General features: G+C 64.5%; 8 protein-coding genes. 6 read left to right on the top strand and 2 right to left on the bottom strand.

Annotated elements, in window-relative coordinates; translation table 11 throughout:
- Window positions 1-10: 10 nt before the first annotated feature.
- Window positions 11-3,331, bottom strand: a complete 3,321-nt coding sequence (locus ACFLEY_RS14185) for an adenylate/guanylate cyclase domain-containing protein (RefSeq protein ID WP_060908263.1) — start codon at window positions 3,329-3,331, stop codon at window positions 11-13.
- Between the two features lie 502 nt (window positions 3,332-3,833).
- Here ACFLEY_RS14185 and ACFLEY_RS14180 point away from each other — a divergent pair.
- Window positions 3,834-5,084 (top strand): MFS transporter, encoded by a 1,251-nt coding sequence (locus ACFLEY_RS14180; RefSeq protein ID WP_028173190.1) that lies wholly within the window; start codon window positions 3,834-3,836, stop codon window positions 5,082-5,084.
- 9 nt (window positions 5,085-5,093) lie between these two features.
- On the opposite strand, the gene ACFLEY_RS14175 is transcribed toward ACFLEY_RS14180, so the two are convergent.
- The gene (locus tag ACFLEY_RS14175; protein ID WP_011088702.1) at window positions 5,094-5,768 is read right to left on the bottom strand and encodes a Crp/Fnr family transcriptional regulator; all 675 of its coding nucleotides are present in this window, start codon (window positions 5,766-5,768) and stop codon (window positions 5,094-5,096) included.
- 337 nt (window positions 5,769-6,105) lie between these two features.
- On the opposite strand from ACFLEY_RS14175, the gene ACFLEY_RS14170 reads away from it, so the two are divergent.
- From ACFLEY_RS14170 to ACFLEY_RS14150, 5 genes are all read left to right on the top strand, one after another.
- Entirely contained in the window at window positions 6,106-6,927 is an 822-nt protein-coding gene (locus ACFLEY_RS14170; RefSeq protein WP_011088703.1) for an ABC transporter ATP-binding protein, read from the top strand.
- Window positions 6,924-8,855: a long-chain fatty acid--CoA ligase gene (locus tag ACFLEY_RS14165; RefSeq protein ID WP_060908264.1), complete on the top strand. Its 1,932-nt coding sequence runs from the start codon at window positions 6,924-6,926 to the stop codon at window positions 8,853-8,855. Before ACFLEY_RS14170 ends, ACFLEY_RS14165 begins: the two co-directional genes overlap by 4 nt.
- An 80-nt stretch (window positions 8,856-8,935) precedes the next feature.
- Window positions 8,936-9,829 carry a branched-chain amino acid ABC transporter permease gene (locus tag ACFLEY_RS14160; RefSeq protein ID WP_011088705.1) on the top strand — a complete coding sequence of 298 codons (894 nt, stop codon included), beginning with the start codon at window positions 8,936-8,938 and terminating at the stop codon, window positions 9,827-9,829.
- Window positions 9,830-9,832: 3 nt separating this feature from the next.
- Window positions 9,833-10,906, top strand: a complete 1,074-nt coding sequence (locus ACFLEY_RS14155; protein WP_028173188.1) for a branched-chain amino acid ABC transporter permease — start codon at window positions 9,833-9,835, stop codon at window positions 10,904-10,906.
- A 46-nt stretch (window positions 10,907-10,952) separates the two neighbouring features.
- Window positions 10,953-12,236 (top strand): ABC transporter substrate-binding protein, encoded by a 1,284-nt coding sequence (locus ACFLEY_RS14150; RefSeq protein ID WP_060908265.1) that lies wholly within the window; start codon window positions 10,953-10,955, stop codon window positions 12,234-12,236.
- Window positions 12,237-12,367: the final 131 nt, after the last annotated feature.

Genomic DNA, 12,367 nt, shown 5'->3' with positions numbered 1-12,367 from the left:
TTCATATGACCTAGTCGAGAAACGGCAGTACGATCAGCCCGGCGGGATCAAGCCCGTGGCGGGCGCAGACATCATGGGCCAGCGCGAAATATCGGTCGGCCTCGGGCATGTCGCCTCGATCAAGGCTCAGCGTGGCGAGACCATCATAGCATGGAAAAAGCTGCTGCGGTTCGCCGGTTTCGTTCGCCACCTCGATTGCCTCGTTGTAGCAGAGGGCGGCCAGATCGGGGCGGAAATGGCATTGATGGATTTGCCCGAGCACGATCAAGGGCACGGCGAGATGCTCGCGCTGATCGAGCGCGCGGTCGATTTCGATCGCCTTTTCGGCAGCCGGCACCCCTTCTTCGGTACATCTGTCCGTGAAGGTGCAACAAGCAACGGCAAAATTGGCAAGAAGACGCGCCTGGAAGCCGAGATCCCCGATCCGACGCGCGACATCGAGTCCACGCCGGCAGACCTCCACGGCTTTCGCCGGGTCGACAATCGTGTAGAGCACACCGAGATTGGTATAGCCGCGGCAGGCTACGTTGAGGAGGCCGGCAGTTTCGGCGGCTGCAACACTTTGCTCCACCTCGCGCACCGCCTCCTCGTGTCGTCCAAGCCGCGCCAGCGCAACCCCCTTGGTGTTGAGGGCCTCCGCAATGGCACGTGCCGCCTCGAGCCTTCCCTGCTCGTCCGCGTCCGCCGGTACGGACCGTGCATAGCCGAGCGCCTCGTCTGCCCATCTTGCGGCGGCCACGTGATCGCCCGTCCGAAACGCGAGACGGCCGCGCTCCTGCAAGAGATGCGCCCACTCGATGGGCGCGTCGATCCCTCCAAGCAGGTTGGCCGCCTCGGCGTAATGCGTCTCTGCCTTGATCCGCTTGCCGGCGTCCCACAGCAATCGGCCAAGCTTGCGAAGAATTCGCGCTTCGCTGATCCGGTCCTGTAGGGCGCGGTGCCCCTCCAACGCGCTCTGATAGTGCTCCTCGGCCGTGTTCCGGCGGCCAGCCGCGCCACAGAGGTCCGCGATCCGCTCGTATAGAACCAGACGTTCCGGCTCCCGTTCGCCGCCGGCCAACAGCACGGCGAGGGCCTGTTGGTAGAGACGGATGGCATCGTCATTGGCATAGCTGGCGCGTGCGCGATCGCCGGCCGCGCGCAGATAGCGCGCGCCTTTCGGCTTGCTCGCGCTCAGACTGAAGTGATGTCCGAGCAGTATGAGATCTTCGAGGCGCTCGGGCTCATGGCCATACAGCCTCTCGAGCGCCCCACCAATCCGTCCATGAAGCTCGATCCGGCGCTGCAGAAGCAGGTTTTGATAGATCACGTCCTGAAGCATGGTCTGCGTGAAGCGGTAGGTCCGCAGCGAAATCGAATTCGAGCCCGCGATCTCCTCGACGATTTCCGCGTCGCACAGAAGTTCGAGCCCTGCTTCGACCCTTGCCGGCTCGGTTGCCGCCGCACCGAGAGCAGCCGCATCAAAACGCGGGCCGATCACTGCGGCCTCCTGTGCCAGGCGGCGCACCTGATGCGGCAACCGGTCGAGACGCGCCAGCAACAATGCCTGAATGCTTGCCGGAATATCGGCGGCGGCTTCATCCGACGTCATCCGCCACTGCACGCCGTCGCGCTCCAGGGTGCCGGCTTCGATCAGGGCGCGTATGATCTCCTCGAGGAAAAGCGGATTGCCGCCGGCGCGATCGAGGATTCGATTGAACAGACGTCCCGGTGGTTCACGCCAACCGTGACTGAAATAGGCCGCGAGCAGCCTTTGTCCGTCGGCGTCCCCAAGCGGGGGCAGCCGGAGGGTCGCGTGACTGATCCTGCTCGAACCGAACTGGTCCAGTTCCAGCATCGGCCGATGCGTAAACAGCAGCATCAGCCGTGTCCGCTCCAGTCGGTCCATCAGGAAGCGCAACGCTTCAAGCGACACCGCATCGGCCCAATGCAGATCCTCGACGATGATCAGCAGTGGCGACAGTGCCAGGCGGCGTTCGAAGACGGTGCGGATCGCGAAGAATATCTGCCGGCGGAGCTGTTCGGGCTCGACATGCCTGAGCACGGCGTTGGGGTCGCCGAGGCCGAGTACGTGCAGATAGAGGGGCATCAGGCGGTCGGCCTCGTCAGTCGCGAGGCCAAGCTCCGACAGCGCTTCGGCGACCTTCGCCTCCGCCTCGGTGGCGCCCGCCTTCTGCGCGATGCCATAGGCGCTGCGCAGCACGGCGGCGAGTGTGCCGTAGGACTGTTCGCCGAGCGGCGAGCACGCCGCCTGCCGGATCGCCACGCCTGCGAATCGATCCTGATCGCGGATGCGGGCGACGAACTCCCTGACCAGGCGCGTCTTCCCGATGCCGGCCTCACCGACCAGCCGCACCAGTTGAGCCGCGCCGCCGCACGCGAGATCAAGGCTGGCGATCATGCGCGCAAGCTCGGCGTCGCGCCCGATCAACGGCGCATTAAGGCCCAGCGTGTCGAGACCTCGCGCCGCACGGGGCGTGTCGAGCGGCTCCTTCAGACGGTGGACCAGTACGCTGCCCATCTTGCCCTTGAGCGAGACCTCGCCAAGCGAGTCATAGGAGAACGCATGCCGCGTCAGACGGTGGGTCAACGGCCCGACCAGCACCTCGCCCGGAGCCGCCATCGATTGTAGTCGCTGGGCGGTATTCACCGTGTCGCCGGTCACCGAATAGGATTTGGCAACGCCCGCACCGAGCCCGCCCGCGACGACGTGCCCGGTGTTGATGCCGACATGGAGCAGCAGCGGTGAACCTGCATACGCCTTCGCGCGTTCGCTGAGGCGCGCCGTCCGGTCGATCATGTCGAGAGCAGCGCGCACCGCCCGCTCTGGGTCGTCCTCGTGCGCCGCCGGCGCACCAAACAGAGCAAGCAGCGCATCGCCGATGAATTTGTCCACGAAACCGCCGAAGCTTTGCACCGCGGCCGTCAACTCCTCGAACAACCCGTTTTGAAGCGTCTGCATGACCTCGGGGTCGAGCCGCTCGCTCATCGCAGTGAAGCCGCTGAGGTCGGCAAACAGCACGGTGATGGTGCGGCGGTTCGCCTCGCTGTCGATCTTGTCCAGCTGAGGTCGAAATGCGGCTTGAGCCTCCTCCGCCGGCGCGAGCGGCGGAGAGGAGGACCGGATCGGGAGCGTCGTCGGGCTCGTCCGCGCCGATGCCTGCCCGCCTGTGGGGGTCTCAGAGACGAAGGCGCCGCATTTCGGGCAATAGGCGAAATCCGGCGCGCATGGAAAGCCGCAGCCAGGGCACGCGTTCGGTTGCTTCGTGCCGCACTTCGGGCAGAAGGCAAAGCCGCTCTGGACCTCCAAACCACAGCAAGAGCAGTTCATGGGTCAAGACCTCGCGGAAGCCGCGATGGCGCCATCTCCTGGACCTGCCGGACGGGCCCAGGAACCGGGCAAGCATGGGCTCGTCGCACGGGAAGAGCAAGCGGTGGTCGGTTAACGGCCGCGCGCGCGGCCTCACCCCTCCCCGCAACCGGACCGTCTTTCGGTGCTGAGGATAGACACCCCCGGCGATCGTCGCCCGCACTTATCTCGGCCTCTCCGACGAGCTTTCGCGCAAGCCACACCGCCTCGCCATAGCGGTCTCCTTCGCGAGCGACGTAGCGCTGCATCAAGGCGAGCATGTCCTGCGGACCCGCCTGGGAAGGCGACACGACGACGCTCACGAGAAACAGCGCCCCCAGAAGCCGCGCGGCAAACCTTGTGGCGTTCGAGCGGGTTGGTATGCGGCAGCGCTGATTGACACGAGCAGTGTCAGCGCTACGTTGCCGGATTAGAAAGAACAAGAATAAGGGCAGGGAATCGCCGTGAAACCCGTCATTGCATCTTGAGCACATCCGCGCTCGCGCCATTCCGCATCCGCAACTATCGCTTCCAGTGGCCGTCCGACCTGCTCACCTCCTGGGCCTTCGAGATCGAAACGCTGGTGCTCGGCTGGTACATCCTGGTCGAGACCGGATCGGTGCTGCTGCTGACCATTCTCGCCTCGCTGCAATATGTGGGAACGCTGGTCGCACCGGTGCTCGGGATGATCGGCGACCGCATGGGTCATCGCGATCTCCTTGTCGTGCTGCGCCTCACCTATACGGCGCTCGCCTCGACCATCATGGTGCTGGCACTGACCGGCCGTCTGGCGCCACTCAACGTCATGATCATCGTTGCAATCATGGGCTTGATCCGCTCCTCCGATCTCGGCATTCGCAGCGCGCTGCTCGCCGACATCATGCCGGCCAAGCAGCTGGTGGGCGCGATCGGCCTGTCACGGACGACCCAGGACAGCGCCCGCATTGCCGGAGCGCTGACAGGCGCCGGCCTCTTCGCCGTGCTCGGCATTGGGTTGGTGTATGCGGCAGTCGCCAGCCTCTACCTCGTGGCCGCGATTCTCATGTCCTGCCTGACCCGACCGGAAAGGACCGTTGCCACGATGGACCTGCCGGCGAACAGCCGCGCCGTTTCAAAACTGCTCGACGAGCTGAAGGAAGGGATTGTCTACGCCTGGAATGGCCCCGGAATGGGCGCCGCGCTGTGTGTCGCCTTCCTCGCCAATCTCACCGCATTTCCCTTCACGGGCGGATTGCTGCCCTACATCGCGCGCGAAATCTTTCACACCGACCAGACCGGGCTCGGCTATCTCTCGGCCAGCTTCGCCGTCGGCTCGCTGATCGGCTCCATCACGCTCAGCCTGGTCGGCGGCCTGCGCATTGCCCGGCTTCTGATCGGCGCGACGCTGGCCTGGTACGCCATGCTGCTGGTGTTCGTCGAAATCAGGACCATGCCGGTGGCCATGGCCTGCCTCGCTCTCGCTGGCATCGCCCAGAGCATGTCGATGATATCGGCCGCCGTGATCCTGATGCGCACGGCGAGCGCGCATCTGCGCGGCCGTGTCATGGGCGTCCGCATGATGGTGATCTACGGCTTGCCGCTCGGATTGCTCGCGGCCGGCAGCCTGATCGACCTCATCGGCTATTCCGCGACGGGCTCGCTCTATGCCGTCTCGGGGTTCATCGCGATGGCGGCGATCGCGGTGCGCTGGCGCGCGGACCTCTGGCCCCTGCACGCCCCCGCCAATGCGCGATGACGGGGCGCCCTAGTCCCCGTACCCGCGCAGCCGCTCGATATCGAGGATGGTGACGCCGCCATATTCGAGTCGCAGCAGGCCCTCCTTCTCCAGCCGGTTCAGCGCGCGATTGGCGTTCTGGCGGGACATGCCGGAGAGCGCCCCGATCTCCTCCTGGGTGATCTCCAGATGCGCGGTCGATTCCGGATAGAGGATCGGGTTGAACAACGAGGCGATGCCGCGCGCGAGGCGCGAGGTCGCATCGAGCGTACGGTTGACCTCGAGCATGCCGATGAACTGGCCGAGCCGCTCGTTGAGCTGGCGGACCAGGAAGCGGTTGAAGCCGACGCTGTTCTCGAACAGCCACATGAAGGCGCTGCGCTCCATCAGCGCGACACGGCTGTTGCGCAGCGCGACCACGTCGTAGCGGCGCGGCTCGTTCTTGAGCACGCTGCCCTCGCCGAACCAGGCCCCCGCAGTCAGCCCGGCAAGGCTCGCCTCCTTGCCGTCGCGCGACACCCCGCCCATCCGGGCAAGGCCAAAGACCATGCCGGCCCAATAGCCGAACGTGTCGCCGCGCATGAACACAGCCTCGCCGATGCCGTAGGACCGCTCCGTGATTCCGGCGCGAGCGACCTCGATCTCCGCTTGCGTGAGCTCGCGCGACCAAGCGGCGATGCGCTTCAGTTGATCCTCTGAAATCATGATCCCGAAGCCAGCCGCACCGTTTCGTCACTCCGCCCTTCTGTTGCACTGCAACACGACCGCATCGACCGCCATCCGACGAAAGATGAAGGCCGTCTCGCCTGAAAAACTTTGTCGCAGAATTGTCAGGCCGGAGACATTTCAAAATAGCGCTTTCCCCTATTGAGGGCCACCTCGGGCGATGCGGCTTTTGATCCCTAACGGGAGCGAGAGCCTCGCGGGTCCGGTCGAGACCAATAGCTGCATGGTCTGGCCGGCACGACCGTACTAGGATCGCCCGACAGGAACCGACGAAGAGCGCCACAGAAAGCGCCATCACCGGGGAGGGACTTGTTTGGTGGCTACCAGTCTTGAAGTGCGCGGCGTGTCTTTGCGGTTCGGCGGCGTCCGTGCGCTGACCGATGTCGGCTTCGCCATCAAGGAGGGCGAGCTGTTCTCGATCATCGGCCCCAACGGGGCCGGCAAGACCTCGATCGTGAACTGTATTTCCGGCCGCTACAAGCCGACCGAGGGCCAGCTGTTCTATCAGGGCCGCGACATCACCGGCCTGACGCCGAACGCCCGCGCCTCGCTCGGCATCGGCCGCACCTTCCAGAACCTGGCCCTGTTCCACCACATGAGCGTGCTCGACAACATCATGGTCGGCCGCCATCACCTGTTGAAGAACAATTTCCTCACGGGCTCGCTCTACTGGCTCACCGGCGCGCGCAAGGAAGAGCTCGCGCATCGCCGCAAGGTCGAGGAGATCATCGACTTCCTCGACCTCCAGTCAGTGCGGAAAGCGCAAGCCGGCACCCTCTCCTACGGCCTGCGCAAGCGCGTCGAGCTCGCCCGCGCCATGGCGCTGGAGCCGCGCCTCATCCTCCTCGACGAGCCGATGGCCGGCATGAACTTCGAGGAGAAAGAGGACATGGCCCGCTACATCGTCGATCTCAACGAGGAATTCGGGATGACGGTGGTGATGATCGAGCACGACATGGGCGTGGTGATGGACATCTCCCACCGCGTCATGGTGCTGGATTTCGGCCGCAAGATCGCCGAGGGCGATCCGGGTGCGGTGCTCGCCGATCCCCACGTCAGGCGCGCCTATCTCGGCGAGGAGGACGAGGTGCTGGTCGATCCGGACGATGCGCCGCCGGCGCAGGAGAGCGCGGCATGATGGATTATGCAGGCCGCGTCGCGCAGGCCGATACCTATCCCAAAATGCTCCGGCTCAACGCCAGGGAGCATGGCCACGAGATTGCGCTGCGCGAAAAGGATCTCGGGCTGTGGCGTGTCTTCACCTGGAACGACTACCAGACGCGCGTGCGCGATTTCGCGCTCGGCCTCGTCGAGCTCGGCCTTGGCCACAACGACGTCATCGGCATCATCGGCGACAACCGGCCGGACTGGGTCGCCGCGGAAATCGCCACCCACGCGATCGGCGGCCTGAGCCTCGGGCTCTACCGCGACGTGCTGGACGAAGAGGCCTCCTATCTCCTCAATTACGGCGAGGCGCAGCTGGTCTTCGCCGAGGATGAGGAGCAGGTCGACAAGTTGCTCACCCTCGCCGACCGCGTGCCGCGGCTGAAGCACATCATCTATTCCGACCCGCGCGGCATGCGGAAATATGACGACCCCAGGCTGCTGTCGGCGGAGAAATTCGCCGAGCTCGGCCGCGCCCGCGCTGCGCGCGAGCCGGGGCTTTACGACAAGCTCGTCGACGCGACCAAGGGCGAGGATGTCGCAATCCTCTGCACCACGTCAGGCACCACCTCGCATCCAAAACTCGCAATGCTCGCCGCCGGCCGCGTGCTCGGCCATTGCGCGACCTATCTCGCCTTCGATCCGAAGGGACCCGACGACGAATACGTCTCGGTGCTGCCGCTGCCGTGGATCATGGAGCAAGTCTATGTGCTCGGCAAAGGCCTCTTGTGCCGGATGAAGATCAACTTCGTCGAAGAGCCCGACACGATGATGAACGATCTGCGCGAGATCGCGCCGACCTTCGTGCTGTTCGCCCCGCGCGTCTGGGAATCCATCGCCGCCGACGTCCGCGCCAAGGTGATGGACGCCACGCCCTTCAAGCAGCGCCTGTTCGATATCGGGATGAAGTCGGGCCTGGCCGCGCTTGCCGACGGCAAGCGCTCGGGTTTTGCCGACGCCATCCTGTTTCGCGCGCTGCGCGACCGGCTCGGCTTCACCCGCCTGCGCTCGGCTGCGACGGGCGGCGCGGCGCTCGGGCCCGATACCTTCAAGTTCTTCCAGGCGATGGGCGTGCCGCTGCGCACGCTCTACGGCCAGACCGAACTGTTGGGGGCCTATACGCTGCATCCCGAGGGCAAGGTCGATCCTGACACGACGGGCGTGCCGATGGCCGACAGCGTCGAGATTCGCATCGACAATGCCGACGTCCACGGCGTCGGCGAGATCGTGGTGCGGCATCCCAACATGTTCCTCGGCTATTACAAGAACTCGGAGGCAAGCGTTGCCGACATCAAGGACGGCTGGATGCTGTCGGGCGATGCCGGCTATTTCAACTCCAACCGGCAGCTCGTCGTCATCGACCGCATCAAGGATCTCGCCGAGACCTCGCGCGGCGAGCGCTTCTCGCCGCAATTCATCGAGAACAAGCTGAAGTTCTCGCCCTATATCGCCGAAGCCGTGGTGCTCGGCGCGGGCCGCGACGCGCTCGCGGCGATGATCTGCATCCGCTACTCCATCATCTCGAAATGGGCGGAGAAGAACCGCCTCTCCTTCACGACCTACAGCGACCTCGCCTCGCGGCCCGAGGTTTACACGCTGCTCCAGAAGGAGGTCGAGACCGTCAACGCCACGCTGCCGCCGGCGCAACGCATCTCGCGCTTCCTGCTGCTCTACAAGGAGCTCGATGCCGATGACGGCGAACTCACCCGCACGCGAAAAGTGCGGCGCAGCGTCATCAACGAGAAATACGCCGGCATCATCGATGCGATCTACCGCGGCGACGCCGACATCCCCGTCGACACCGTGATCCGCTTCCAGGACGGCACCACGCAGAGAGTGCGCACGACGCTGCGGGTGGTGAATCTGGGCGGACCCGGGCACCTGGCGGAGGCTGCGGAGTGAACTCGCTTCCGATACAGGCCGCACCAGCAAATCGATCCCCCCTCGTTGCGCAAGCGGAGAGAGGCGAAGGATAGCATAACATGAACACCGCCTTCCTCATCCAGCTCCTGGTCAACGGCCTCGTGGTCGGCACGCTCTACGGCGTGGTCGCGATGTCGTTCGTGCTGATCTACAAGGCGACGCAGGTCGTCAATTTCGCGCAAGGCGAGCTGCTGCTGGTTGGCGCCTGGGTGTGCTGGGCCTTGCTTGCGAAATACCAGGTGCCGTTCTGGATCGGCATGCCGATGACGCTGGTGTTCATGTTCGTGTTCGGCATCGCCATCCAGGTGCTGATCCTGCGGCCGATGATCGGCGAGCCCATCATTTCGGTCATCATGGTGACGATCGGCCTCTCGACGGTGCTCCAGGCCACGCTGAAATGGATGTTCGGCGTCAACCCGCAGCCCTTCCCGCGCGTGTTCGAGAGCCAGTCCGTCAGCTTGTTCGGGCTTCAGATCCAGACCGTCTATGTCATGAGCCTGGTGGTCTCGGTCGCCATGATGATCGGCATGGCCTGGTTCTTCCGCGCATCCAAATACGGCCTTGCGATGCGCGCCACCGCATTCAACCAGCAGGTCGCGCAGTCGCTCGGCATTTCCGTGAAAAGCGTGTTCGCGATGGCCTGGGCGATCTCGGCAACGGTTTCAGCGGTCGCCGGAGTGGTGGTCGCCGTGGTGAACGGGGTGTCCTCGGGCCTCGCCGCCTACGGCATCAAGGTGTTTCCAGCGGCGATCCTCGGCGGGCTCGATTCCGTCGGCGGCGCCGTGCTCGGCGGCATCATCATCGGCTTGCTCGAGAACGTCGCGCAATATGTCGACAGCGAGTATCTGCACTGGGGCAATCTCTACGAGATCGCGCCGTTCTACGTCCTCATCATCGTGCTGATGATCAAGCCCTACGGCTTGTTCGGCACCCACGACATCGAGCGGATCTGACCCATGGCCGGCCCTGCCCTCATCCCTGCTGGTGATTTCCGCACCTCCTATGCGGCGGACACCACGATCTTCCCGACGGCCACCAGCCGCAATTTTGCGATCGCAGGCGCACTTCTGCTCTGCCTCGTGCCGCAATTCCTCGGCGGCTACTGGCTCAGCATTCTGATCCAGATCGGCATCTTCTCGATCGCGGCGCTCGGGTTGAACATCCTGGTCGGCTTCACCGGCCAGATCTCGATCGGGCATGCCGCCTTCTTCCTGCTCGGCGCCTTCACCTCGGCCTACATCTCCAACAATGCGCCGATCCCGGTGTTTTTCGCGATCCCGCTCGCAGGCGTCGTCACCGCGCTGGTCGGGCTGGTCTTCGGCATTCCGGCGGCGCGGCTGAAGGGACTCTACCTCGTCATCGCGACGCTCGCCGCGCAATACATCCTGCTCGACTTCTTCTCGCGCGCCGAATGGTTCACCGGCGGCTCGGTACCGGCCAGCGCCAATCCGTTCTCGATCTTCGGCTTCACCTTGCGCGGCGACAAGCAGTATTTCTACGTCGTGCTGGCCTATGTGCTGGCGAGCTACATCCTCGTCACCAATCTGATGCGCACGCGCGACGGCCGCGCGCTGGTGGCGATCCGCGACCATTATCTCTCCGCGGAGATCATGGGCATCAACCTCACCAAATACCGCACGCTGTCGTTCGGGCTCGCCGCCTTCTTCGCCGGCATCGCCGGCGCGCTCTATGCGCACTACCAGCTCGTGGTGTCCCAGGAAGGCTTCGGCATCGAGCGCTCGATCCTGTTCCTGGCCATGATCATTATCGGCGGCACCGGCTCGATCATGGGCACGCTGATGGGCACCGCCTTCGTGGTCCTGCTGCCGGAGTCGATGGAATTCCTCAGCATCTACTTGAAGGGCGGCGCGATCGACAAGGCGCTGTCGCTCAACAACAACATTACCTTCCTGCGCGAGATTGCGATCGGGGTGATCATCATCGCGTTCCTGATGTTCGAGCCTGACGGGCTCGCGCATCGCTGGCGGCAGATCAAGGCGTACTGGAAACTCTACCCGTTCTCGCATTGAGAACGGGTAACTTACGAACCAACGAATAAACAGGAGGAGGCAACCAATGAAGACAAAATCCCTTTTGAGCACTGCATCGCTCGCGCTGGTGATCGCCGCATTCTCGGCGGGCGCGCAGGCCCAGATCGCCATCGGGCATCTCGCCGACTATTCCGGCGGCACCTCAGACGTCGGCACGCCTTACGGCCAGGCCGTCGCCGACACCTTCGCGTGGGTCAACAAGAACGGCGGCGTCGGCGGCAAGCAGCTCAGTGTCGACACCAACGACTACGGCTACCAGGTGCCGCGCGCGATCGCGCTCTACAAGAAATGGTCGGCGCCGGACAGCAAGGTCGCGGCGATCATGGGCTGGGGCACCGCTGACACCGAGGCGCTGACCGGCTTCCTCGCCCAGGACAAGATCCCCGATCTCTCCGGCTCCTATGCCGCCGCACTGACCGATCCCGAAGGCGTCAGCGGCAAGGCCAAGCCCGCGCCTTACAATTTCTTCTACGGCCCGAGCTATTCGGACTCGCTGCGCGCGATGCTGATGTGGGCGGCCGAGGACTGGAAGGCCAAGGGCAGGCCCGGCAAGCCGAAGTTCGTGCACATGGGCGCCAACCATCCCTATCCGAACGCGCCGAAGGCCGCAGGCGAAGCGATGGCGCAGGAGCTCGGCTTCGAGGTGCTGCCGCCGCTGGTGTTCGCGCTCGCGCCGGGTGACTACAGCGCGCAGTGCCTGAGCCTGAAATCCTCGGGCGCCAACTACGCTTATCTGGGCAACACCGCCGCTTCCAACATCTCGGTGATGAAGGCTTGCAAGACCGCCGGCGTCGAGATTCAGTTCCTCGGCAATGTCTGGGGCATGGACGAGAACGCCGCCAAGACCGCCGGCGACGCCGCCAACGGCGTGATCTTCCCGCTGCGCACCGCAGTCAGCTGGGGCGGCGATGCGCCCGGCATGAAGACGGTGATGGAGATCTCCAAGATGTCCGACCCGACCGGCAAGGTCTACCGGCCCGTGCATTACATCGCAGCAGTCTGCTCGGCGCTGTACATGAAGGAGGCACTCGATTGGGCTGTCAAAAACGGCGGCGCCACCGGCGACAACGTCGCCAAGGGCTTCTACCAGAAGAAGGACTGGGTGCCGGCTGGAATGGACGGCGTCTGCAATCCCTCGACCTGGACGGACAAGGACCACCGCGGCACGTTGAAGGTCGACCTCTATCGCACCAAGATCGCGGGTGCGACCGACGGCGACCTCAACGATCTCATGGCCAAGGGCACGATCAAGCTCGAGAAGGTCAAGACGGTCGAACTGCCGCGCAAGGCGGAATTGCTGGGGTGGTGACAGTAACCTTCGACGTCATGGCCGGGCAAAAGCGCGAAGCGCGTCTTCGCGCAGATGTCCCGGCCATCCACGTCTGACCACTCGGCACGAAGAACGTGGATGCCCGGGACAAGCCCGGGCATGACGAGCGC

It is taken from the genome of Bradyrhizobium sp. YCK136 (assembly GCF_044570075.1).
Lineage (GTDB): Bacteria > Pseudomonadota > Alphaproteobacteria > Rhizobiales > Xanthobacteraceae > Bradyrhizobium > Bradyrhizobium diazoefficiens.
This window is presented reverse-complemented; position numbering and strand designations above follow the sequence as displayed.

Excerpts from the sequence above, each read along its gene's own strand:
- ACFLEY_RS14150 (WP_060908265.1), top strand. The coding sequence starts at position 10,953 with ATGAAGACAAAATCCCTTTTGAGCACTGCATCGCTCGCGCTGGTGATC.
- ACFLEY_RS14165 (WP_060908264.1), top strand. The coding sequence starts at position 6,924 with ATGATGGATTATGCAGGCCGCGTCGCGCAGGCCGATACCTATCCCAAA.
- ACFLEY_RS14185 (WP_060908263.1), bottom strand. The coding sequence starts at position 3,331 with ATGAACTGCTCTTGCTGTGGTTTGGAGGTCCAGAGCGGCTTTGCCTTC.
- ACFLEY_RS14160 (WP_011088705.1), top strand. The coding sequence starts at position 8,936 with ATGAACACCGCCTTCCTCATCCAGCTCCTGGTCAACGGCCTCGTGGTC.
- ACFLEY_RS14155 (WP_028173188.1), top strand. The coding sequence starts at position 9,833 with ATGGCCGGCCCTGCCCTCATCCCTGCTGGTGATTTCCGCACCTCCTAT.
- ACFLEY_RS14175 (WP_011088702.1), bottom strand. The coding sequence starts at position 5,768 with ATGATTTCAGAGGATCAACTGAAGCGCATCGCCGCTTGGTCGCGCGAG.